We start from the raw sequence: 23,589 nt of genomic DNA on the forward strand, positions 1-23,589 counted from the left end.
CGGCGGCTGAATGGACCTGTTCGGCTTCCGTTCAGAACACCCGGCCGCCGACGCCGCCGTCCAGAGTGATGACCCCGGTCAGCACGGTCGCGCTCTCGACCTGTTCCTCGCGGTATTCGGTGTATTCCTCTTCGCGGTACATCGTCAGGATCTTCACCCCGGCGCCGTAGCGACGCAGCAGCGAACGCTCGTTGCAGTCGCGCTCGGGCCTCTCGGGACGGCATTCCAGCTTGCCGCCGGGGCCGTACCACAACGCCTCGTGCTTGCGGCAGGTCAGGGTCGTGCCGTGATCGAAGCTGATGTCGCCGTTATAATCCGCGATGGTCGCCTGCAGCCAGGTGCCCGACAGGCAGCGATAAAGCTCGCCGTCGAACCCGTCCGCGATCTCGCGATCCGGCCGCACCTGCGAGGCCGGGTGCGGCACCTGGCGGTCGTCGATACATACGGCCTGGATCACGACCCGCTTCATCATGCTGCGGAAGGCGCTGTAGGGCGTGCGGATGGTCTGGGCGACAATGCCCTCGACGGCCAGGCCCTGGATCGTGGTCGGATAGGGCTGATCGACGCTGACATAGGCCGCGCCGCCGCCCCCGCCATAGCTGCCCGAGAAGCCGCCGGCCCGCGCGTTCAGAAACGACCGCGCGCCCGAGTTGGCGTTGGCGCCCGCGTTCGCATTGGCGTTTGCGCCCAGGTTCACGTTCACATTGACGTTGGTATTGATGTTGCCGTTCCAGTTTCCGCCGCCACCGCCGCCGCCAGGACCGCAGTTTCCACCGCCGTTGCAGGGCGGCGGCTCGGGCGGAGGCGGCGGCTCGCACGATGTGCAGGGCGGCGGCTCGCAGCCGGACGTGCATTGCGCCAGGGCCGCGCCGGCGCCCGCCGAGACGGCGAGGCCGGCCGCCAGGCCCAGCATCCATTTCGTGATCCGCAGCCGCATCGGCGGGAACTCCCAAACGTAGATTTCGTGTCGACCAGACAAGACGCCGGCCGATCCTGCATTCACCAAAACGACAAAAGCCTTTCGTTTCCGTTGATGCGCCGCATCCTTCGGGATGGCGCAATGCCGCATCCGTCTGCTAGACCGCCCGCATAATGACCGTCCGCGTCTCCATTCGCCTGATTTCGATTAGCCGCCCGGCGTAGCGCTGCAGGGGTCAGCCCCGCGCACGCCGGGAAGACCGCCCACCTGTTCGGGCGAACGAAGACAGCGACATAACTTTCACGACGCCGAGACTGCTCCAATGGCCGACGCCCCCGAATCCACCGCCCGCGACTATCGCGACACCGTCTTCCTGCCCGAGACGCCCTTCCCCATGCGCGGCGGCCTGCCCCAGAAGGAGCCGGTCATCCTGGAACAGTGGGGCGACCTCTACGGAACCCTGCGCGCCGAGCGCCAGGCGCAGAACGCCCCGCTGTATGTCCTGCACGACGGCCCGCCCTACGCCAACGGCGACATCCACATCGGCCATGCGCTGAACAAGACTCTGAAGGATTTCGTTGTCCGCAGCCGTTTCCTGCTGGGCTACGACGTCGACTACGTCCCCGGCTGGGACTGCCACGGCCTGCCGATCGAGTGGAAGATCGAGGAACAGTTCCGCGCCAAGGGCCGCCGCAAGGACGAGGTGTCGAAAGACGAGTTCCGCGCCGCCTGTCGAGAATACGCCGGCAAATACATCGACCTGCAACGCGACCAGTTCAAACGCCTGGGCATCACCGGCGACTTCGCCAACCGCTACGCCACCATGGATTTCAAGTCCGAGGCGGCCATCGTCGCCGAATTCCACAAGTTCAAGAACACGGGCCAGCTCTATCGCGGCTCCAAGCCCGTCATGTGGTCGCCGGTCGAGCGCACCGCCCTGGCCGACGCCGAGATCGAATACCATGACCACGTCAGCCCGACGATCTGGGTCAAGTTCCCGGTCACGGCCATGTCCGACGACCATCCTGACGACCTCCTGGCCTTCCGCTCCAGCACCCCGTCCATCGTCATCTGGACCACCACGCCCTGGACCATCCCGGCCAACCGCGCCATCTCTTACGGCCCCGAGATCGCCTATGGCCTCTATGAGGTCACGGCCATGGAAGAGGGCCTGGAGTTCGCGCCCTGGGCCAAGCCCGGCGACCGCCTGATTCTGGCCGACAAGCTGGCCGAGGACGTGTTCAAGGCCGCCAAGATCGCCGCCTGGACCCGCGTCTACGACATCAATCCGTCGGGCCTGGAGACCGCCCACCCGCTGGCGGCTCTGGACAGCGGCTACGGCTTCTCCGTGCCGCTGCTGGCCGGCGACCACGTCACGGACGACGCGGGCACCGGTTTCGTCCACACCGCGCCGGGCCACGGCGCCGACGACTTCGAGGTCTGGAAGGCCCACGGTCATCACGAGGTGCCCGACACCGTCGATCCCGACGGCGCCTACTACCCCGGCGTCCCCCTGTTCGCAGGCCTCAAGGTGCTGGAGACCGAGGGCAAGAAGACCGGAAAGTTCGGTCCCGCCAACGGCGCGGTGATGGAAAAGCTGATCGAGGCCGGCAACCTGCTGGCGCGCGGCCGGATGGAGCACTCCTATCCCCACTCGTGGCGCTCCAAGGCCCCGATCATCTTCCGCAACACGCCCCAGTGGTTCATCCGCATGGACGAGCCCCTGAAGACTGAAGGTCAGCAGTCCGGCGACACCCTGCGCGAAACGGGGTTGAAGGCGATCGACGACACGGCCTTCCACCCCGCCGCCGGCAAGAACCGCATCCGTTCGATGGTCGAGTGTCGTCCCGACTGGCTGGTCAGCCGCCAGCGCGCCTGGGGCACGCCGCTGGCCATGTTCATCGACAAACAGACCGGCCAGCCCCTGCATGACGCCGAGGTCGACGCCCGCATCGTGTCGGCCGTCGCCGAGCACGGCGCCGACATCTGGTTCACCGCGCCCGACGCCGACTTCCTCGGCGCCCACGACCCGGCCCGCTACGAAAAGGTCGAGGACATCCTCGACGTCTGGTTCGATTCCGGTTCGACCCACGCCTTCACCCTGGACCCGCGCACGGCCGAGCACGGCTACACCGGCGACCGGCCGGCGCACTGGCCCGCCGACCTCTATCTGGAAGGCTCCGACCAGCACCGCGGCTGGTTCCAGTCCTCCTTGCTGGAAGGTTGCGGCACCCGTGGCCGCGCCCCGTTCAAGGCGGTCCTGACCCACGGCTTCACCCTCGACGAGAAGGGGGAGAAGATGTCCAAGTCCAAGGGCAACACCACCGATCCCCTGACCATCATCAAGGAGAGCGGCGCGGACATCCTGCGTCTGTGGGTGTCGCTGGTCGACTATTCGGAAGACCAGCGGATCGGCAAACAGATCCTCCAGACCACGGTCGATGCCTATCGCAAGCTTCGGAACACCGTCCGCTACCTGCTGGGCGCCCTGGCCGACTTCGACGAGGCCGAGCGGCTGCCGCTGGACCAAATGCCGCCGCTCGAAAAGTTCATCCTGCACCGCCTGCACGAACTCGACGCCCAGGTCCGCACCGCCTACACGGAATATCGCTTCCAGGACGTCGTCCGCCCGGTGCTGGAGTTCTGCTCCAACGACCTGTCGGCCCTTTATTTCGACATCCGCAAGGACGCCCTCTACTGCGACCGCCCCGACAGCCATCGCCGCCGCGCCGCCCGCACCGTGATGGACGAGGTCTTCATGCGCCTGACGGCCTGGCTGGCGCCGCTGACGCCCTTCACGATGGAAGAGGCCTGGACGACGCGCTTCCCGGATGCAGGCACCAACTGCGCCCGGGTGATCCCCGAGACGCCGGTGGAGTGGGAGAACCCGGCCGAGGCCGCGCGTTGGGGAAGCATCGAACAAGTTCTGCTCGTCGTCACCGGGGCTTTGGAAGAAAAGCGTCGGGAGAAGCTCATCGGTAACGCGCTAGATGCGGACGTGACGGCTTATGTCAACAATTCCAACACACTGGATGCGTTCGAAGGGATCGACGCTGCAGAGGTTTTCCGTACCAGCGTTGCACGCATAATAGACACCGGCTCCAAAGAGTTTGCCTCCGCAGTCCGAGAGGGAAATGAACCCCGTAGAAGCGAACGTTTCGAACGTCCTGAGGTTACAGACACTCCCGTAACTGTGACAGTCGCCACCGCAAACCACCCCAAATGCGCCCGCTCCTGGCGTCGCGTCCCCGACGTCGGCTCCGACCCCGCCTACCCCGACCTCTCGGCCCGCGACGCCGATGCGGTTCGGCATTGGGACCAGACGCACGGCTGACGAATCCTTCTCCCCTCGGGGGAGAAGGTGGCTCGCGGAGCGAGACGGATGAGGGGGCTGTTTCCGCAACCTCGCTCTTGCCGTTTCGGGGTGCCTGCTCCTCGTTTTTTAGTCCGTCATCCTCGGCCTTGTGCCGAGGACCCACGGTCAGGCGAACTCGACCGTGAAAGAATGCGCGCAACGGTTCGTGCGCCACGCTCCATGATCGTGCGGCGGACGGGTGGGTCCTCGGCACAGGGCCGAGGATGACGGATATTGAGAAGCGTGAATTGCACCCCAGCCATCACAATGTCGCTGGTTCATTCTCTGCGATTTCAACCGCTTGCCGATTTATGTCCCCATTCTCCTGCCCACGGGGTCAAACCGCCCCATAATACACCCGTCTCGTCGCATGGAGGGCTCGCTTGGCCTGCGACCTTGCGGCGGCGGGAGCGGATGGAACGGGAGCGGGGGTGAAATCCCTCCGCGCTGACATCGACTCTTGGAGCGGTGTCGGAGGGTCGAGGGGGATACTCGATCGCACTCGGGACGGGGTTTCGCAGACCCCGCCGACCCGTCGCAGGCTTATGGGGTTAGGCGATAAGACCGCCACCGCTCGACGCCCCGAGCTTGCAGGCCAACCAACCGCGCGGAGCGTCATACCCTTCGTCGAAACGGTAACAACACAAATCAACTCCGGGCGAAGGCCCGGCGCTCCGCCCAGCCCTCCACCCAACTTCGCAGCGAAAGCGCGAAGATGGAGCCGTTTTCCGCCCCGCGCGACACTGCGTCATCTTGTCAAACCGCCCCTCGCGCCCCAACTGCAAAGCCTAGCCAAAATCACACCTTCGCTCGCGACAGGAGCCCTGATGCCGCATGCCGACAGCCTGATCCTCACCCTGGTCGGGGGCTTCGTCCTCGCCTTCGTGTTCGGCATGCTGGCGCATCGGCTGAAACTGTCGCCCCTGGTCGGTTATCTGGTCGCCGGAGTCGTCGTCGGCCCCTATACGGGCGGCTTCGTCGCCGACACCGAACTGGCGCCCCAGTTGGCCGAGATCGGCGTCATCCTGCTGATGTTCGGCGTCGGCCTGCACTTCTCGCCAAAGGACCTGATGCAGGTCCGCAAGGTCGCCATTCCAGGCGCCCTGGTTCAGATCACCGTCGCCACCGTGCTGGGTTGGGGTCTCGGCCGGTTCGTCCTGGGCCAGGGCGATGTCGAGGCCCTTCTGATGGGCTTCGCCCTGTCCGTCGCCTCCACCGTCGTCCTGCTGCGGGCGCTGGAGGAGCGCAAACAGGTCAAGGGCGAGATCGGGCGCATCGCCGTCGGCTGGCTGATCGTCGAGGATCTGGTCATCGTCATCGCCTTGGTCATGCTGCCCATGATCCTTGTTCCGGCCGGAACCCAGACCGACTTTGCGGCGCTGGGAACGGACGTCGGCCTGACCCTGCTCAAGGTTGTCCTCTTCGTCGTCGGCATGCTGGTCGTCGGCGGCAAGGTCATTCCGTGGCTGCTGATCCGCATCGCCCACACCAAGTCGCGCGAGCTCTTCACCCTGGGCGTTCTGGCCATCGCCCTGGGCATCGCCTGGCTGGCCTATTTCCTGTTCCACTCGTTTGCCCTGGGCGCCTTCCTGGCCGGCCTGGTGATGAACGCCTCACCCTTGGGTCACAATGCGGCCGAGCGGTCCCTGCCGCTGCGCGACGCCTTCGCCGTGCTGTTCTTCGTTTCCGTCGGCATGCTGTTCGACCCGATGATCGTGGTGCGCCAGCCCTGGGCTGTCCTGGGCGTGCTGGGCATCGTCATCGTCGGCAAGTCGGTCGCCGCCCTGGTCATCACCAAGACGTTCAAGCTGGACCGCCCGACCGGCTTCACCGTCGCGGCGTCCCTGGCCCAGATCGGCGAATTTTCCTTTATCCTGGCCGCCCTTGGCGTGTCCCTGGGCGCCATGAGCCGCGAGACCCACGACCTGATCCTGGCCGCCGCCCTGCTGTCGATCTCGTTGAACCCGTTCGTCTTCCTGTTCACCGACCGGATGGGCGGCAAGCCCAAGTCGCCCCCGTCCGGCGCGACCCGCCCGCCTGCCGCCGACGGTCCGATCACGGATGCGGTAGCCACGACCTGAACCCTTTTCGCCCCGGCCGCCGCCCGCTATCGTTCGATCATGGATATGACCGCAGCAGACCAGGCCGTTCTTCACTATGGCGACGGCGAGTTCGCGGTGCTGAAGCCCGGCCGCTTCGTGCGCTGCGCGGTGACGGACAGGCCGATCCCGCTGGAAATCCTCCGCTACTGGAGCCCGACGCGCCAGCAGCCCTATTTCGGGCCCGCCGAATTCATCGCGGCCCAGCAAGCCCCCACATGATCCCGTCGCGCCGCGCCCTGCTGACCGGCGCGGCCGCCAGCCTCATCGCCGCGCCGCTGGCGGCCCAAAACCTTCGGGAACAGGACCGCAACGCCCTGCCGCTGGCTCTGAACGGCGCCTGGCGTCAGGGCGGCTACGCCTTCGGACGCACCGCGCCGAGCGCCCTGATCTTCGTCGATGGCGAGGCCCTGACCACCGCCTCGGCCGCCGGCCTCTTCGTGATCGGCTTCGACCGCGACGCCGTCGCCAGCGTCCAGATCGAGGCCCGCGCCGGCGACCGCTCGGCCCGCCGCACCCTCGACATCGCCCCCTACGCCTTCCCCTCGACCAGCGTGAACGGCCTGCCGCCCTCGACCGTCGAGCCCAGCGACCCCGCGCTGCTGGCCCGCATCCAGCAGGAAATCGCCCTCAAGACCGAGGGCTTCGCCAGCCGCATCGACGCCGACGAATTCAAGTCCGGCTTCATCTGGCCGCTGGAGAGCTACCGCGTCTCCAGCGCCTGGGGCGCCCAGCGCATCCTGAATGGCACGCCCGCCCGGCCCCACTACGGCATCGATCTCGCCGCACCACAGGGCAGCGTGATCCGCGCCCCCGCCGACGGCCGCATCGCCTTCGTGCGACCCGACATGCATTTCGAGGGCGGCCTGACCCTGATCGACCACGGTCAGGGCCTGATCACCTGCTACCTGCACCAGTCGCGGCTGGATGTGGAACAAGGCCAGCGCGTACGGCGCGGCGATCCGCTGGGTCGCGTCGGCATGACCGGCCGAGCCACCGGCCCGCACCTGTGCTGGCGCATGAAATGGCGCGACCGCAATCTGGACCCATCGCTGATGGTCGGCGCCCGCGCCCCGGAAACGCTCGCCTGATCAATGGCTCCGCTTGCGGGACTACGCACATCCCCTTAGCTTCGGCGATCTACCTGCCGGGGCCCGATGTTTTCTCTCAAGTCGCTGAACGTCCTGCTCGTGGACGACAATCAGAACATGCGCGCCATCGCCGCCGCCGTGCTGCACTCGGCCGATATCCGCAACGTCTACGAGGCGGCCGAGGGCGCGACCGCTTTCGATCTGCTGCGTCGCCACGCCATCGACCTGGCCATCGTCGATTTCAACATGTTCCCGCTGGACGGGGTCGAGTTCACGCGCCTGGTCCGCACCAGCCCCGACAGCCCCAACACCTTTCTGCCGATCATCATGATGACCGGCCATTCCGAACGCAGCCGCGTCTATGAGGCCCGCGACGCCGGGGTCACCGAGTTCATCGTCAAACCCATCACCGCCAAGGCCGTGCTGGACCGGATCAACGCCGTCATCATGCGGCCCCGCGCCTTCATCAAGACCGACGACTACAACGGTCCCTGCCGCCGACGTCGCCAGGCGCCGGACTACGCCGGTCCGTTCCGCCGCTCGTCCGAGGCTGGACGCTCCAACGCCGCATAAACCTTGTCCGGCCAGCGCTTGTGGACCCAGAACCAGTCCACGGGACGCTCCCGCACCCGATCCTCGACGAAGCGGTTGGCGGCCTGAATCCCCGCGAGGGTATCCGCCGCCTTGTCCTCGCTTTGGCTGACGACGATCGGCTCGTGCGCCGTCACCCGGAACCGGACGCCCGGCAGCCGCACCACCGATAGTGGCAGCATGACCGTATCGAACTTCAGCGCCAGCCTCGCCGCCCCCGGCGAGGCGTTTACCGGCTGACCGAAGAACTCGACCTCCGGCCCCTGATTGTATTTCTGATCGACCAGCAGGGCGATGGAATCGCCGCGCTTCATCCCCGCCATCAGCTCGCGCGTCCCGTCGCCCTTGGGTGCGAACAGGCGGATGCCGTATCGCTCGCGGCTCTGGCGGATCAGGGCGTCGACATACGGATTGTTCGCGGCGCGGTAGGTCACCTGGCACGGCACGCCCGAGGCCATGATCACCGCCGCCATCACCTCGAAGTTGGCCAGATGGCCCGAGATCAGCACTGCCGGCCGGCCGCTGTCGCGCAGGGCGTGCAGCCGCTCCATCCCGACCACCTCGACCCGCCCGCCCTCGGGCGTCAGCCGGTCCATGACCGCCAGCTCGGCGAAGGTCCGGCCCGTCTGGTCCCACTGAGCCAGCGCGAGCGCCTCACGCTCAGTGGCGCCCATGTCGGGAAACGCGATCCGCAGATTGCGCATTACCGTCTTCTGCGTGCCGGTCAGCGGCCCCAGGGTGCGCAGCAGCCAGCCGCCCAGCCCCGACGCCCGCTCGACGCCCAGCAGGCGCAGAAACCCGAACAGCGCCTGGAAGCCGAAGGCCTCCAAGCGCCAGATCAGATCCTGCCGCACATCTTTTGCGCTACCGCCCGTCGGGCGGCTTGAGCGCGTCTCTTCACCAGGCAATCGTCAATCCACCGTCCACCACAAGCGTCTGTCCGGTCACATAGGCCGACGCAGGGCTGCACAGATAGACCGCCGTGCCCGCGATTTCATCGGGCTGCCCGATCCTTTTCAGCGGCGCGGGCTCGGTGACCGTCTTCAGCAGCTCGGGATTCTCCCACAGATATTTGGCGAAATCGGTCTGAACCAGGCCCGGCGCGATGCAGTTGACCCGCACGTTCGACGGTCCCCACTCCACCGCCAGGTTCCGCACCAGCTGCATGTCCGCCGCCTTGGAGATATTGTAGGCGCCGATCAGGGCGTTGCCGCGCAAGCCCCCGATGGACGAGATCACCAGGATCGCCCCGTCTTTCCGCTCCACCATCTGCGGCGCGACCATCTGGATCAGCCAATGGTTCGAGATGACGTTATTTTGCAGGATCTTCTCGAACTGGTCGTCGGCGATGCCCGCCATCGGCCCGGCATAGGGATTGGTCGCGGCGTTGCAGACCAGGATATCGACCTTGCCGAAGGCGGCGTTGGTCTCGTCCACCAGACGCTGCAAATCCTCTTTGGAGGCGATGTTGGCAGGAACCGCGATGGCGCGTCCCTCGCCGTACTTGCCGTTGATCTCTGCGGCGACCTCGTCGCACGGCCCGGCCTTGCGCGACGAGATGACGACCTTGGCGCCGTGTTCGGCCAGCCGTTCGGCGATCGCCTTGCCGATTCCGCGCGACGATCCGGTGATGATTGCGACCTTGCCGGTCAGATCGAACAGTTCCATTGCGTTTCCCGTGGTTCTGGCGGGGATATTTATCGTCCCGCTCTAGCCGAATGACATTGATAGCCTGATACTCGGGCGATTCCATCCGGGAGTGGCCGACCGCCAGCCGATGCGCAACGTAACAACGGGCTTTCTGTATTTCGCCTATCTGTTCCTCGGCATGACCGTGGGCGCCTTCCTGTGGCGCGCCGGTCTGGGGATCGGCGCAGGCGTGGCCGGAACGCTCGGCGCGCTGGGTCTGCTGGGCGCCTTTCACGGCATCGTCACCGGAATCGCCGAACGCCGCGTCCTGAAAAAGGAAATCGGCCAGGTCCGCGAGGCTCACCGCCTGCTGGCCGATGCGATGGAATCCACCCAAGGCGCCCTGACCGAACTGGCCCACGCCATCGAGAGCGGCGTCCTGTCCGACACCGACGCCCTGACCGGCGAGGTTCGCATGCTGGAATCCCTAGTCCAGCAGATGAGCGAAAGCATCGACGAACGCCTGTCGGCTGCGCCCCACATCGGCGTCGAGACCTTCGAGGGCCGCCGTATGGCCCAGTCCAACGTCCTGCTGCGCACCATCCATGAGGCGCTCAGCGAAGGCCGCGTGGATCTGTATCTCCAGCCGGTCGTCTCCCTGCCCCAGCGCCGGACGCTCTTCTACGAGAGCTTCACCCGCCTGCGGGATTCGACCGACCGCGTCATGATGCCGGCGGAATACCTATCCATGGCCGAGGGCGAGGGCCTGGTGCCGGCCATCGACAATCTGCTGCTGTTCCGCTGCGCCCAGATCGTGCGACGGCTGGCGCGCCAGGACCGCAAGGTCGGCGTCTTCTGCAATGTGGCCCTGACCTCGCTGGGCGACGACACCTTCTTCCCGCAGTTCCTGGATTTCCTGTCCGAGAACCGCGACCTGAACCAGGCCCTGATCTTCGAACTGGGCCAGGCCACTTTCGACGCCCGTGGCGCCATCGAGGCCCGCAACATGGCCAAGCTGGCCGACCTCGGCTTCCGCTTCTCGCTGGACAAGGTCCAGACGTTGGACCTCGATTTCGCCGACCTGCAACGCTCGGACGTCAAGTTCATCAAGGTCTCTGCCGACCTGATGATCGAACAACTGCTGGATCTGGACGGCGGCGCGCCCCTGCGCTCCATGCCCGACATCCAGGCCGCCGACTTCGCCGCCCTGACCCGTCGCTACGGCGTCGAGGTCATCGCCGAAAAGGTCGAGAACGAACGCCAGGTCGTCGACATCCTCGAACTGGACGTCGCCATGGGCCAGGGTCACCTGTTCGGCGAACCCCGCGCCATCAAGGAACAGGTCCTGGCCGAAACCGACCCCCCGGCGGAGTTCCTGCGCTCCACACTGCGCAGCGCCGAACAGCGCCGTCGGTTCAGCTAAATACTTGGCTGTCTCCTCTCCGCTTCGCGGGGAGGTGGCGCGGCGCTTCTTCAGCGCCGTGACGGAGGGGTTCTTCACCGCATCACGGCCGCCGGTGAGACTTCAAGAGCCCCTCCACCACTTTGTGGTCCCCCTCCCCACAAGTGGGGAGGAGACTTTCGCGTTGGGCCCCAAACCGCTACTTGCCTCTCATGACCCTCCCCCACGCCCTGCCTCACCTCGGCGCCGTCGCCGGCGACTACGACATCCTGCTCTGCGACGTGTGGGGCGTGATCCACAACGGCCGCGAAAGCTGGGCGGCGCCGTGCGAGGCGCTGAAGCGGTTCAACCGCGAGGGCGGTCACGTCGTGCTAATCTCCAACTCGCCCCGCCCAGCCTCGGACGTGATCGCTCAGTTGGACGGCCTGGGCGTGCCGCGCGAGGCGTGGAAGGCCTTCGTCACTTCCGGCGACGCGACCCGAGCCGAACTGGCCAAGCGCGCGCCCGGCCCGGCCTGGATCGTCGGCCCCGAACGCGACGCCCCCCTCTACGCCGGCCTGGACCTGGAACGCGCCGACAGCGCCCAGGACGCCGCCTTCATCTCCGTCACCGGGCCGTTCGACGACACGGTCGATACACCCGAGGACTATCGCGATCGGTTCGCCGTCGGCGCGGCGCGCGACATTGAACTGATCTGCGCCAACCCAGACCGCGTGGTTCAGCGCGGCGACCAGTTGATCTACTGCGGCGGATCGCTGGCCGATCTCTATGAATCCCTGGGCGGTCGCGTCGTCATGGCGGGCAAGCCCTTCGCCCCGATCTACGACCTGGCCCTTCATGAGGCGCAAACCCTGCTGGGCCGCGCCGTCGATCGCTCACGCGTCCTGTGCATCGGCGACGGCGTCGTCACCGACGTCATGGGCGCCAACGCCCAGGCGCTGGACTGCCTGTTCATCGCCCAGGGCATCCACGGCGACCAGGCCAAGGGCGAAGACGGAACCCTGGATCCCGCCCGCGCCGCCACCCTGCTGAAGGCGGAAACGACCTATGCGCGATACGCCGCGCTCGAACTCGCCTGGTAAGGCTCGCCATTTTGTCGCACCGCCGCTAAAGCCTCATCCATGGTCGAATTGGTTCAACAGCATCCGTCCGGTGGTTACATCCTGGACGAACTTCACGTCGGCATGGCCGCCGAGAAAATCGTGGTCGCGACGGAGGACCGCATCCGGCTGTTCGCCGAGGCGTCCGACGACTTCAATCCCGTCCACCTGGACGAGGCCTTCGCGTCCAAGACCGCCTATCGCGGCCGGATCGCCCACGGCCTGCTCAGCGCCTCGTTCGGCTCTGCCGTGGTCGGCACCATGCTGCCGGGCGCGGGGTCGATCTACATCTCCCAGACCCTGGCCTTCCATCAGCCGGTGCGCATCGACGACGTCGTTCGCATCCTGATCACCGTGATCGAGGTCGAGCCCGAGAGCGCGCGGGTCAAGCTCAGCTGCGAAGGCTTCGTCGGCGAGACCATGATCATGGACGGCGTCGCCGTCGTCCGCGTTCCCCGCCGGCGCAAACCCTCCCAGCGTTGATGCAGATTGCGCGTATTTGGCGCGACTGGCGCGGCCTGCCTGACGCGCTCAAGGGCGCGGCGGTCGCCGTCGGCGCCTTCGACGGCGTGCATCGCGGCCACCAGGCCGTCATCGCCGGTGCCCGTCACGCCGCCGAACAACTGGATGCGCCCCTTGGCGTCGTCAGCTTCGATCCCCATCCGCGACGCTGGTTCCAGCCCGAGGCCGCCCCGTTCCGTCTGCTGACCGCCGACCAGATGGCCGAGGCCCTTGCCCCGCTGGGCGTGGACATCCTGTATCTGCTGCCTTTCGACGCCGAGATGGCCGGTATGACCGACGCCGCCTTCGCCGAACGTGTGCTGTCCGACGGCCTGGGCATCCGCCATGCCGCCGTCGGTTTCGACTTCACCTTCGGCAAGGGCCGGTCCGGCTCGCCCGAGGGTCTGCGCGCCTATGGCGAACGGCTGGGCTTCACCGTCTCGGTCGCCGAACGCCTGGACGACGCTGATGGCTTGAAACTGTCGTCCAGCGCCGTGCGCGAGGCCTTGAAGGCCGGGGACATGGCCCGCGCCGCCGCCATCCTGGGCCGCCCCTTCGCCATCCGGGGCGAGGTGATCCACGGCGACAAGCGCGGCCGCACCATCGGCGTGCCGACCGCCAACATACCCTTGAACGACTACATGCGCCCCGCCTACGGCGTCTATGCGACCCGCAGCCGCCTGCCGGACGGACGCATCATAAACGGCGTCGCCAGCCTCGGTTTGCGCCCCATGTATGCGCTGGAGACCCCGCTGCTGGAGGTCTGGCTGTTCGACTTCGACGGCGACCTCTACGGCCAGACGCTGGATACCCAGTTGATCGCCTGGCTGCGCGGCGAGGAAACCTTCGACGGCCTCGACGCCCTGAAGGCCCAGATCGACGCGGATGCGGCAGCGGCGCGGGCGGCTCTCGCGACCTGAGGGTCAGACCGCCCTCAACTCCGCCGCAAACCGCTTCCAGTTCTGCACATAGTGCTCGGCCGACATCTGCAGCACGGCGATGTGCGCGGGATCACGTTCACGCACCACCTTGCCGGGTTGACCGACGACCAGGCTGTTGTCGGGAATGACCTTGCCCTCGGTGATCAGGGCGTTCGCGCCGATGATGCAGTTCTTGCCGATTTTCACCCCGTTCAACACCACCGCCCCGATGCCGATCAGGCTGTAATCCCCGACCTCGCAGCCGTGCAGCATGGCCTTGTGCCCCACCGTCACGCCGCGCCCCAGCGTCAGGGGCGATCCCATGTCGGTGTGCAAGACGCTGCCGTCCTGGATGTTGCTGTCATGACCCACTGTGATGGGATCGTTGTCCCCGCGCAGCACGGCGCCGAACCAGACGCTGGCGTTGGGATGCAGAATCACATTCCCTATCACCGACGCACTTGGAGCCACCCAGTATTCGCCCTCAGGCGGAAGCTGAGGTTTGCTGTCGCCCAATGCGTAAATGGTCATCAGTACACCACCTAATCTTTGAAAAATGAGGGCTTTAACGGATCGCTAACCACGATAGCATCATTCTGTTGATGCGATTCGTGGGTCGCCATTTCGGCCCCGGATCCGAAACCGGATCAAGCCCGATCCGGTCATTGTCGGGGCTTTCGCGTGGCGCGTTGGGATCCTGGTTCGGTTGTTCGGCGGCGGGCCTGTCCCGTTGCAGACGGCCCTGCTGTCGATCCGGGCGCCTGCTGCGCAGGCCGTGACCCTTTCCTCCCCAAGACCATCCAAGGCGGCGCCCATTCGGGTCCGCCTTTTTTCATGCCCTGGAGGCGTCCATGACCAAGCGTGCTGCAACCAAGCGTCAAACGCGTGAACACGGAATCCTGGATTCGCGCGACTTCATGGAGGAGTCGAAAGTTCGCCGGCTCCATGCCCCGCATAACGAACGCCATCGCGAAGGTTCAGGGGGCTGGTCGCCCAGCCCGTCAAACGACGACCGGGAACAGGGCTACCTCAAGACCCTGAAGCCGAAGTCGGAGGGCCAGATCGAAATGATGGAGGCCATCGACCACCACAACCTGGTCATGGCGCTCGGCCCCGCAGGCACCGGCAAGACCTATCTCGCCGTCGCCAAGGCCGTCGAAGCGCTGGAGGCCGGCAAGGTCGGTCGCATCGTCCTCAGCCGTCCCGCCGTCGAGGCCGGGGAATCGATCGGCTTCCTGCCCGGCGACATGGAGGACAAGCTGGCCCCCTATCTGCGCCCGCTCTACGACGCCCTGTCGGATCGCCTGTCGATGAAGCGGGTCAAGGCCCTGATGGCCGAAGGCCTGATCGAGATCGCGCCCATCGGCTATATGCGCGGCCGCACGCTGAACAACGCCTTCATCGTCGTGGACGAGGCGCAGAACTGCACCTACGTCCAGCTGAAGATGCTGCTGACCCGCCTGGGCTGGCATTCGACCATGGTGGTCACCGGCGACCCGCAGCAGTCCGACCTGCTGCCCGGCATCTCGGGCCTGTCCGACGTGTCCGCACGGCTGGAACCCGTGCCGGACATCGCCGTGGTTCGCCTGGCCGAGCGCGACATCGTCCGCCACCCTCTGGTCGCCTCGATGATCGGCGTCCTCTAGCCGCCCCACTGCCTGCGGCCGGCGTTACGAGGCGTCGGCTGCAGGTCCGTTGCACCCGGAAACCAAAAGCCATTGTCCCCATGCGCACCGCCCCGCTAAAGGTCGGCTCGCCGCTGATGAGGGATTTCGATGCGCGTAGCGATGATTGGGACGGGTTATGTGGGCCTGGTGTCCGGCGCCTGTTTCGCCGACTTCGGCCATGTCGTCACCTGCATCGACAAGGACCCGTCCAAGATCGAACGGCTGGAGCGGGGCGAGATCCCGATCTTCGAGCCGGGGCTGGACGATCTGGTCGCCGCCAACGTGCGCGAGGGCCGGCTGTTCTTCACCCTGGACGGCGCCGATGCCATCCGTAAAGCGGACGCCGTCTTCATCGCCGTGGGCACGCCGACGCGTCGCGGCGACGGCCATGCCGACCTGACCTACGTCCACGCCGCCGCTGAGGAGATCGCCGGCCTGATCGAGGGCTTCACCGTCATCGTCACCAAGTCCACCGTCCCGGTCGGGACGGGCGACGAGGTCGAGGCCATCATCAGAAAAACCAATCCGAGCGCCGACTTCGCCGTCGTCTCCAACCCAGAGTTCCTGCGTGAGGGCGCCGCCATCGGCGACTTCAAACGCCCCGACCGCGTCGTCATCGGCGTCGACGACGTCGACGGCGATACAGGGTCGCGCGCCCAGAAGGTGATGAGCGAGCTCTATCGTCCGCTGAACCTGAACGAGAGCCCGCTGCTGTTCGTCGGCCGCCGCACGTCCGAGCTGATCAAATACGCCGCCAACGCCTTCCTGGCGATGAAGATCACCTTCATCAACGAGATGGCCGACCTGTGCGAGGCCGTCGGCGCCGACGTGCAGCAGGTCGCGCGCGGCATCGGCCTGGACAAGCGGATCGGCTCGAAATTCCTGCACGCCGGCCCCGGCTACGGCGGTTCGTGCTTCCCCAAGGACACCATCGCCCTGGTCCGCACCGCCCAGCAGTACGGCGCCCCGACCCGACTGATCGAAGCCACGGTCGAGGTCAACGATGCGCGCAAGAAGGCCATGGCCGACCGTGTCGCGACGACACTGGGAACCAGCGTCCAGGGCAAGACCGTCGCCCTGTTGGGCCTGACGTTCAAGCCGAACACAGACGACATGCGCGACGCGCCCAGCCTGGACATCGCGCCCGCCCTGATCGCCGCCGGCGCCAAGGTTCAGGCCTTCGACCCCGAAGGCATGCACGAGGCCGCCAAACTGCTGCCCGACGTCGAGATGAAGGACAGCGCCTATGATGCCGTCGTCGGCGCCGACGCCGTCGTCCTGGTCACCGAATGGGACCAGTTCCGCGCCCTGGACCTGGACCGGATCAAGCTTCTTATGAAGCAGCCGGTCCTGGTCGATCTGCGCAACATCTATCGGCCCGAGGACATGAAGAGCCGCGGCTTCCGCTACATGGGCATCGGGCGCGGCTGATGGGGACGCCGATCCTCGTCACCGGTGCGGCCGGCTTCATCGGCATGCATGTCGCCGAACGCCTGCTGGACCGTGGCGAACAGGTGATCGGCGTCGATGTCTTCAACGACTACTATGATCCGCGCCTGAAGGCGGCCCGCGCCGCCCGGCTGGAAGGGCGCGACGGCTTTCGCATGGTCCGCGCCGACATCGCCGATCACGAACAGATGCGCGCCCTTGTCGCGGACGCCGGCGTCAAGCGGATCGTCCATCTCGCGGCCCAGGCGGGGGTTCGGTATTCGCTGGAGAATCCCTTCGCCTATGAGCGGTCCAACCTGGCCGGCCACCTGTCGATGCTGGAGGCCGCGCGGCACAATGGCGTGACCCACATGGTCTATGCCTCGTCCAGCTCGGTCTATGGCGACCGGTCGCTGGAAGGGTTGGGCTTTCGCGAGGATGACCCGACGGTCAATCCCGTTTCGCTCTACGCCGCGACCAAACGCGCGTGCGAACTGATGAGCCAGAGCTACGCCAAGCTTTACGGCTTTCCCCAGTCCGGCCTGCGTTTCTTCACCGTCTATGGCCCCTGGGGCCGGCCCGACATGGCCTATTTCAGCTTCACCCAGAAGATCGTGCGCGGCGAGCCCATCGAGGTCTATGGCGAGGGCCGGATGGCGCGCGACTTCACCTATATCGACGATATCGTCGACGGCGTGGTCGCCGTTCTGGACCGCCCGCCGGCTCAGAACGTGCATGAGGTCTACAACATCGGCGACAGCCAGCCGGTCGGCCTAATGGAGATGATCTCAACACTGGAAGCCGCCCTGGGCGTCGAGGGGAAGAAGGTCATGCGTCCGATGCAGCCGGGCGACGTGACAGCCACCTATGCCGACATCTCCAAACTGAACGCCCTTTGCGGCTATCAGCCCAAGGTGCCGCTGAAGGCTGGGCTGGAAAAATTCGTCGCCTGGTGGCGACAGTACGAGAACGGTTGAAGCGAAAGGCGGGGGCCGATGCGACGCGACATCCTTCCGGCCGCCGCCGCACTGGCCCTGTTCGGCGGGTCCGAGGCTTCGGCCCAGTCCCTGCGCACGGCCCAGGATCGCACGGCGGACCTGTTCGCTCGTGACCGCGCCGTCGCCGTGCGCGACCGCCCTCAACCCGCCTATGACGCCCTGGGCATCCGCACCGGCGGCTTCACCGTCTTTCCACGGCTTCAGCTCGACGTCGTCCAAGACGACAATGTTTTCGCCAGTGACGACGCGCCCCAGGCCGCCACGACTTTCCGCCTCCGACCCGAGATCGTCGCCAGGTCCAACTGGTCCCGCCATGCGCTTCAGGCCCACGGCCGCGCCGTCATCGATCGTAACCTCGACTTCGACAGCGAAAACACCACCGACTGGGGCCTGGGCGCCGCCGGCCGCCTGGACGTGGTTCGCGGCGCCGAGATCGTCGCCGGCGCCGACTACGCCAAGGCCCACGAAGCGCGCACCGCCGCCGGCGTCGATCCGATCACCCAGCGGCCCGTCGCCTTCGACCTGGCCTCAGCCCATCTCGGCGCCGAACGGGCCAGGGGACGCCTGCGCGTCTCGGCGCGAGCCGCCGTTCACCGCTACGACTACCGCGACGGCTTCAGCGAAACCGGCGCCGTGATCGAACAGGACGACCGCGACCGCACGGTCTTCACCCTGACCGGCCGCGCCGACTATGCCCTCTCCCCTGCCACGGCGATCTTCCTGCAGGTCACCAGTGACGACCGCGACTACAACCGCATCGCCGGACGTCCCCTGCGCTCCTCGTCCGGCTATCAGACCCTGGCGGGCGTGGATTTCGAACTGGGCGCCCTGGTCCGGGGCGAGATCGCCGCCGGCTATATCCGACAGGACGTCGAGGATGCCGCGTTCGGCGACCTCCACGGTTTCGGCGGCCGGGCGAAACTGTCCTGGTTCCCCACGCAACTGACCACCGTCACGGCGGCGGCGGCGCGAACCGTCGAGGATACGGGCGTCATCGGCGCGGCCGGCGCCCTGCGCACCGACTTGTCGCTCACTGTCGATCACGAGCTGCTGCGTAACCTGATCCTGACGGCCCAGGCGACCTATGCCGACGACGCCTACAACGGCCTGGCGCGCACCGACACGCGCTTCGGCGCCGGCGTCAGCGCGATCTATCGGATCAATCGCCGCTACGGCTTCACCGCCGGCCTGACCTGGCTCGACCAGTCCTCGTCCGGCGCCGCCCAAGGCCCCAGCTATCGAACCACGCGGCTCTACGTCGGCTCGACCGCCCAGTTCTAGGGCGCGCGAAGATTGACAACCTGAAGGCGACGCCGCACCACTGACACGGACGATCACCGTTCGATGGCGCGATGACACAGACGAACGACCCTGCTTTCGGGACCATGCCTTCCGACGACGACGTCGACCTCCAACGCTACGTCGCCGCCTTCCGCCGTCGCGCCGGCCTGTTCATGGCGGTAGCGGCGGTCGTCGCTCTGATCGTCCTCGCCCTGATGCTGGGCCAGACGCCGGTCTATACCGCCACCACCAATCTCCAGATCAACACCCGCAAGGAACAGGTCGTCGCCGGTCCCGCCGTCCTGTCCGCCCTCGACGCCGAGGCCGCCATCGTCGACACCGAGGTCGAGGTGCTGAAGTCGCCTCAACTCGCCGCCGGGGTCGTGGACGCGCTGAACCTGACCCAGGATCCCGAGTTCAACGCCCGACTGCACAAATCTCCCTTCACGGCCCTCACGAACCGGGTCGGCCGCGCCGCGATCCCCGACCGCGAAATCCAGCGCCAACAGGTCATCGACGCCGTCAGCCGCCGCCTGACCGTGCGACGCGTCGGCCTGACCTATTCGATGGCGGTCGGCTTCACCTCCAACAGCCCGACCAAGGCGGCCCGCATCGCCAACGCCTTCGCCGAAAGGTACCTCCAGTCCCAGCTGACGGCCAAGTTCGACGCCAACAGCCAGGCCAACGCCTTCCTCGGCGAGCGGCTGGAAGACTTGCGCCGACAGGTCGAGACCGCCGACGCCGCCGTCTCCACCTACCGGATCGACAACGGCCTGCTCAGCGCCCAGGGCGCGACCCTGACCGAGCAGGAAATCTCGGTCTATAACCAGCAACTGGCGACCGCCCGCGCCCAACAGGCCGAGCAGGACGCGCGCCTGCGCACCGCCCGGTCCCAGATGGCCGCCGGATCGAACGGCGACGATGTCGGCGAGGCCCTGACCTCGCCCGTGGTCCAGAACCTGCGCGCCCAACGTGCGGCGATCAGCACCCGCGTCGCCGACCGGTCCGTCCGCTACGGCTCCCTGCACCCCGACATGATCCGCGCCCGCCAGGAGCTGGCCGACATCGACGCCCAGATCCAGGCCGAGATCCGCCGCGTCGTCTCCAATCTGGACGCCCAGGCCCAGGTCGCCCGCCAGCGCACGGCTTCGGTCGAGTCAAGCCTGAGCACCGCACGCGGGACCTTGGCCGACAACAACGCCGCCTCGGTGCGCCTACGCGAACTGGAGGGAGAAGCCGAGGCGGCCCGCGCCATCTACCGCGCCTTCCTGGACCGCTATCGCGAAACCAGCGCCCAGACCGGCGTCGAACAGGCCGACGCCCGTATCGTCTCGCGCGCCACCTCGCCGACCTCGCAGAGCGCCCCGAACCTGATGCTCAGCCTCGCGCTGGGTCTGGTGCTGGGCATCGGCGCGGGCGCGTTCGCCGTCATCATCGCCAATACGATGCAGACCGGCCTGGGCGGCCCCGAAGACATCGAACGCAAGCTGGGCCTGGCCCCTATCGGTACGATCCCGCTCGCCTCGTCCGTCGCCGCCCTGGAAGACCGCGACCTGCATCCCATCGACCTGGTGCTGCAACGGCCGCTGTCGGTCTTCACCGAGGCGTTTCGAGCCTTGCGCACCTCGATCACCCCCATCGTCAGCGTCGTGGGCGAACCGGCGGGCCGCATCGTCGCCGTCACCTCCGCCCTGCCCGGCGAGGGCAAGACCACCGCCGCCGTCTGCCTGGCGCGTGTGGCGGCCCGGTCTGGCGGACGTGTCCTGCTGATCGACGGCGACCCGCGTCGGCGCGGCGTCACGCGGATGCTGGGTCTCGATCCCGATGCGGGTCTGGCCGAGGCGCTGCACGGCGCGGCGTCCTGGCGAAACCTTCTGGTATTGGACCCCGCATCAGGCGCACACGTCCTGCCGCTGTCGGGAGCCGGCCTGTCGGCGGACGATCTCTTCGCCGCCCCGCCCATGGACGCCCTGCTGACAGAGCTGCGTCAGGCGTTCGATCTGATCGTCATCGACACAGCGCCGGTGCTGGTCCTGGCCGACGCGCGCGTCCTGGCGGGCAAGGCCGACAGCGTCCTTCTGCTGGCCCGCTGGCGCACAACGCCCGCCCGCGCGGTCGCCGCCGCCGTCCGCATCCTGAACCAATCCGGCGCACGCATCCTGGGCGTCACCCTGACCCAGGTGGACGTCAGGGCCCAGGCCAAACAGGACTACGGCCAGGCCGGCTACGACTATCAGGCCTACCGGAAATACTACGCCGCCTGACGCCGGGTCTCAGCTCGCGTTTCGCAGGAAGGGCGCGGAGGCCAGGACCGCCTGGCTGCGGTTATTGACCTCCAGCTTCTTCAGGATGGCCGAGACATGCTGTTTCACCGTCCCCTCCGTCAGGTTCATGTCGCCCGCGATCTCCTTGTTCAGCTTGCCCTCGGCCAGCGCCCGCAGCACCCTTAGCTGAGCGGCGGACAGGCGGGCGACGCGGCGATGGAAATCGATGGCGACCGGATCGGCGGCGGTTTCGGTCGGGAACAACTGCTCGCCCCGCATGATGGCCCCCACGCCGTTGACCAGGGTCTCGACCGGCGCCGCCTTGGACAAATAGCCCTTCACGCCGAACGCCCGCGCCATCGCCACCGAATGGGCGTCAACCCGCGCCGACACCATGACGAAGTCCGCATCGGGCAACAGCAGTTGCAGGCGGAGCAGCGCATCGAATCCCGTGGCGTCCGGCAACAGCAGATCCAGCATCACCAGCTTGATCCGACCACCCAGGGTCTTGGCGCAGGCTTCGGCCTCCTTGGCCGACAGCACGCGCGCCACGTCCAGGTGGGCATATGCGGCGCGGATCGACAGCTCCAGCGCCTGGCCGATCAGGGGATGGTCATCGACGATAAGAACGGTCCAGCGCATCGTTTAGCGCCTCCAAGCTATGCCTTTGAGTTGCTACGCCACAGGTCATGATTGCAGCCCAGGAGGTTAACAGCGCGTTTGGCTTACAACCCAGGCCAGTAAACGCAGCATGCTAACGAATTCGCTCTCCGGCTATAACTTTGGTTATGTTTAGGCCGTTTTGCACGTCCGGCTTGTGGACTCCTCTGCGTTTCGGGATGATTTGGCTCTCCAACGACGACGCCCAGCCGGCGCCGTCACTCAGTTGGAGCTGATGATGAAAACGCTGATCGCCGTCGCCGCCCTCGTCCTGACCGCCGTCGCCGCTCCGGCCATGGCCCAATCCTCGGCCACCGGGTCGGGTTCGATCACCGTGATCCGCCCCCTGACCATCACCAAGACGGCCGATCTGAAGTTCGGCACAGTGGTGCGTCCCGGCACGGGCTCCGGCACGGTCGTGGTCAGCGCGGCCGGCGCGCGTTCGGTCACCGGCGGCGTGGTTGGCCTGACGTCCGGCGATACGCCTGCCGCCGCGGCCTTTTCGGTCGCCGGTGAAGGCGGTCAGTCGGTGTCGGTCACCATCCCCGCCACCTTCTCGATGGCGAACGGGTCCGACACCCTGACGGTGACGACCTCCAACAGCCTGACCGGCTCTGCCGCCAGCCAGACCCTGTCCAACGCCCTGGGCTCAGCCGGTTCGCTGGCCTTCAGCGTTGGCGGCTCGGTCCCCGTCGGTTCGACCACCACGACGGGCGCCTATACCGGCACCTTCACCGTCTCGGCCGCCTACAACTAAGACCATGTATCCGCTCCAGGTCGATTCGCCCGAGCGGACCGCGCTTAACGAAGCGGAAGGCTTGAAGGATCATCGTCGCTTCGCGCCACCGTTGCGTTGGCTCGGAGTGAAGATGTTTCGTTACCTGCTGCCCGCCGTCGCCTTCCTCGCGATCGCCGATCCGGTGTTCGCGCAGGTGGGGGCCGACCTGAACATCTCGCCCAAGCGGGTGGTGTTCGGCCCCGGAGAACGCAGCGCCACGGTCTATGTCTTCAATCAGGGCGACCAGCCCGCAACCTATTCCGTCGAACTGATCGACCGGGTGATGACGGCGGACGGCCAGATCGTGGCCGCCGCCGACCATCCCGAGACGACGCTCGATTCGGCGCGCGACCTCGTGCAGTACACGCCGCGCCGCATCACCCTTCAGCCGCGCGAGAGCCAGGCCATCCGCGTGCGCGCCCGCCCCGGCGGCGACGGCGAGCACCGCAGCCACCTGACCGTCACCGCCCTGCCGCCCGAGAACGCCGGCTTCACCGTCGACCAGGCCGCGGCCGGCGGTGACGACGTGACGCTTCAGGTCGTGGCCCTGTTCAGTGTCAGCATTCCGGTCATCGTCCGCGACGGCGCCGTGGACGCCCGCGCCGGCATCGACCGCGTCACCCTGACCAAGGATGGCGCCCAGACCCTGCTGTCGCTGGATCTGGTGCGCAACGGCGCCAGCTCGGTCTATGGCGACGTTGAAGTCTTCGTCGAGGACGCGGCCGGACGCCGTCCCCTGACCGCCGTGCGCGGCGTCGCCGTCTATCCCGAAGTCGCGCGCCGCACGGTGATCGCCGCCCTGCCGCAAGGCGTGGCGCCGGGCCAGACCCTGACCATCATCTATCGCGACGACGACGCGGAGAAGGGCCAGGTGCTGGCGACCACGACCCTGATCGCTCCGTGACG

21 protein-coding genes are annotated in these 23,589 nt (G+C 67.0%); 16 read left to right on the top strand and 5 right to left on the bottom strand.

Translation table 11 applies throughout. The annotated features are described in order from the left end of the window. Positions 1 to 31: 31 nt before the first annotated feature. On the bottom strand, positions 32 to 937 hold the full coding sequence (locus AC3ISA_RS01605) for a hypothetical protein (RefSeq protein WP_489179040.1): 906 nt from the start codon (positions 935 to 937) through the stop codon (positions 32 to 34). 304 nt (positions 938 to 1,241) lie between these two features. On the opposite strand from AC3ISA_RS01605, the gene ileS reads away from it, so the two are divergent. The 5 genes from ileS to AC3ISA_RS01630 all read left to right on the top strand — a co-directional run bounded on the left by ileS (position 1,242) and on the right by AC3ISA_RS01630 (position 8,037). After that, entirely contained in the window at positions 1,242 to 4,253 is a 3,012-nt protein-coding gene (ileS, locus tag AC3ISA_RS01610; RefSeq protein ID WP_489179041.1) for an isoleucine--tRNA ligase, read from the top strand. A gap of 848 nt (positions 4,254 to 5,101) precedes the next feature. Next, entirely contained in the window at positions 5,102 to 6,355 is a 1,254-nt protein-coding gene (locus AC3ISA_RS01615) for a cation:proton antiporter domain-containing protein (protein ID WP_489179042.1), read from the top strand. Positions 6,356 to 6,394: 39 nt separating this feature from the next. Further along, entirely contained in the window at positions 6,395 to 6,595 is a 201-nt protein-coding gene (locus tag AC3ISA_RS01620) for a DUF2093 domain-containing protein (RefSeq protein WP_489179043.1), read from the top strand. Then, positions 6,592 to 7,464: a M23 family metallopeptidase gene (locus tag AC3ISA_RS01625; RefSeq protein WP_489179044.1), complete on the top strand. Its 873-nt coding sequence runs from the start codon at positions 6,592 to 6,594 to the stop codon at positions 7,462 to 7,464. Before AC3ISA_RS01620 ends, AC3ISA_RS01625 begins: the two co-directional genes overlap by 4 nt. Before the next feature lie 66 nt (positions 7,465 to 7,530). Beyond that, complete coding sequence (locus tag AC3ISA_RS01630; protein ID WP_489179045.1) at positions 7,531 to 8,037, top strand: response regulator; 507 nt, start codon at positions 7,531 to 7,533, stop codon at positions 8,035 to 8,037. Here the strand turns inward: AC3ISA_RS01630 and AC3ISA_RS01635 are convergent. Next, on the bottom strand, positions 7,983 to 8,909 hold the full coding sequence (locus AC3ISA_RS01635) for a lysophospholipid acyltransferase family protein (protein ID WP_489179046.1): 927 nt from the start codon (positions 8,907 to 8,909) through the stop codon (positions 7,983 to 7,985). The two genes, AC3ISA_RS01630 and AC3ISA_RS01635, sit on opposite strands and share 55 nt — an antisense overlap. A 43-nt stretch (positions 8,910 to 8,952) precedes the next feature. Beyond that, positions 8,953 to 9,723 carry an SDR family NAD(P)-dependent oxidoreductase gene (locus AC3ISA_RS01640; RefSeq protein WP_372694883.1) on the bottom strand — a complete coding sequence of 257 codons (771 nt, stop codon included), beginning with the start codon at positions 9,721 to 9,723 and terminating at the stop codon, positions 8,953 to 8,955. A 109-nt stretch (positions 9,724 to 9,832) separates the two neighbouring features. Here AC3ISA_RS01640 and tipF point away from each other — a divergent pair, with 109 nt between their 5' ends. From tipF to AC3ISA_RS01660, 4 genes are all read left to right on the top strand, one after another. Then, positions 9,833 to 11,107, top strand: coding sequence for a flagella assembly cyclic-di-GMP phosphodiesterase TipF (gene tipF, locus AC3ISA_RS01645; protein WP_489179047.1), 1,275 nt, complete (start codon positions 9,833 to 9,835; stop codon positions 11,105 to 11,107). 191 nt (positions 11,108 to 11,298) lie between these two features. Continuing rightward, positions 11,299 to 12,168, top strand: coding sequence for a TIGR01459 family HAD-type hydrolase (locus tag AC3ISA_RS01650; RefSeq protein WP_489179048.1), 870 nt, complete (start codon positions 11,299 to 11,301; stop codon positions 12,166 to 12,168). Positions 12,169 to 12,207: 39 nt separating this feature from the next. Next, on the top strand, positions 12,208 to 12,669 hold the full coding sequence (locus tag AC3ISA_RS01655) for a MaoC family dehydratase (protein WP_267514220.1): 462 nt from the start codon (positions 12,208 to 12,210) through the stop codon (positions 12,667 to 12,669). Further along, positions 12,669 to 13,607, top strand: a complete 939-nt coding sequence (locus AC3ISA_RS01660; protein ID WP_489179049.1) for a bifunctional riboflavin kinase/FAD synthetase — start codon at positions 12,669 to 12,671, stop codon at positions 13,605 to 13,607. The genes AC3ISA_RS01655 and AC3ISA_RS01660 overlap by 1 nt, the downstream gene beginning before the upstream one ends. 3 nt (positions 13,608 to 13,610) lie before the next feature. On the opposite strand, the gene AC3ISA_RS01665 is transcribed toward AC3ISA_RS01660, so the two are convergent. Then, positions 13,611 to 14,138, bottom strand: coding sequence for a gamma carbonic anhydrase family protein (locus tag AC3ISA_RS01665; RefSeq protein WP_489179050.1), 528 nt, complete (start codon positions 14,136 to 14,138; stop codon positions 13,611 to 13,613). 308 nt (positions 14,139 to 14,446) lie between these two features. Here AC3ISA_RS01665 and AC3ISA_RS01670 point away from each other — a divergent pair, with 308 nt between their 5' ends. The 5 genes from AC3ISA_RS01670 to AC3ISA_RS01690 all read left to right on the top strand — a co-directional run bounded on the left by AC3ISA_RS01670 (position 14,447) and on the right by AC3ISA_RS01690 (position 21,245). Then, the gene (locus AC3ISA_RS01670; protein ID WP_489180066.1) at positions 14,447 to 15,253 is read left to right on the top strand and encodes a PhoH family protein; all 807 of its coding nucleotides are present in this window, start codon (positions 14,447 to 14,449) and stop codon (positions 15,251 to 15,253) included. Between the two features lie 129 nt (positions 15,254 to 15,382). Continuing rightward, positions 15,383 to 16,705 (top strand): UDP-glucose dehydrogenase family protein, encoded by a 1,323-nt coding sequence (locus AC3ISA_RS01675; RefSeq protein ID WP_489179051.1) that lies wholly within the window; start codon positions 15,383 to 15,385, stop codon positions 16,703 to 16,705. After that, complete coding sequence (locus tag AC3ISA_RS01680; RefSeq protein WP_489179052.1) at positions 16,705 to 17,679, top strand: SDR family NAD(P)-dependent oxidoreductase; 975 nt, start codon at positions 16,705 to 16,707, stop codon at positions 17,677 to 17,679. The genes AC3ISA_RS01675 and AC3ISA_RS01680 overlap by 1 nt, the downstream gene beginning before the upstream one ends. 18 nt (positions 17,680 to 17,697) lie before the next feature. Continuing rightward, a complete protein-coding gene (locus AC3ISA_RS01685; RefSeq protein ID WP_489179053.1) occupies positions 17,698 to 18,981 on the top strand; it encodes an outer membrane beta-barrel protein in 1,284 nt (427 codons plus the stop codon). Between the two features lie 71 nt (positions 18,982 to 19,052). Continuing rightward, positions 19,053 to 21,245, top strand: a complete 2,193-nt coding sequence (locus AC3ISA_RS01690) for a GumC family protein (RefSeq protein WP_489179054.1) — start codon at positions 19,053 to 19,055, stop codon at positions 21,243 to 21,245. Positions 21,246 to 21,254: 9 nt separating this feature from the next. On the opposite strand, the gene AC3ISA_RS01695 is transcribed toward AC3ISA_RS01690, so the two are convergent. Beyond that, positions 21,255 to 21,887 (bottom strand): LuxR C-terminal-related transcriptional regulator, encoded by a 633-nt coding sequence (locus tag AC3ISA_RS01695; RefSeq protein ID WP_489179055.1) that lies wholly within the window; start codon positions 21,885 to 21,887, stop codon positions 21,255 to 21,257. A 256-nt stretch (positions 21,888 to 22,143) separates the two neighbouring features. On the opposite strand from AC3ISA_RS01695, the gene AC3ISA_RS01700 reads away from it, so the two are divergent. Together AC3ISA_RS01700 and AC3ISA_RS01705 are read left to right on the top strand one after the other, a co-directional pair. Continuing rightward, positions 22,144 to 22,662: a DUF4402 domain-containing protein gene (locus AC3ISA_RS01700; RefSeq protein WP_372694861.1), complete on the top strand. Its 519-nt coding sequence runs from the start codon at positions 22,144 to 22,146 to the stop codon at positions 22,660 to 22,662. A gap of 112 nt (positions 22,663 to 22,774) precedes the next feature. Continuing rightward, positions 22,775 to 23,587, top strand: a complete 813-nt coding sequence (locus tag AC3ISA_RS01705; RefSeq protein ID WP_489179056.1) for a fimbrial biogenesis chaperone — start codon at positions 22,775 to 22,777, stop codon at positions 23,585 to 23,587. Positions 23,588 to 23,589 lie beyond the last annotated feature (2 nt).

Source organism: Brevundimonas sp. KH_058 (assembly GCF_057838505.1).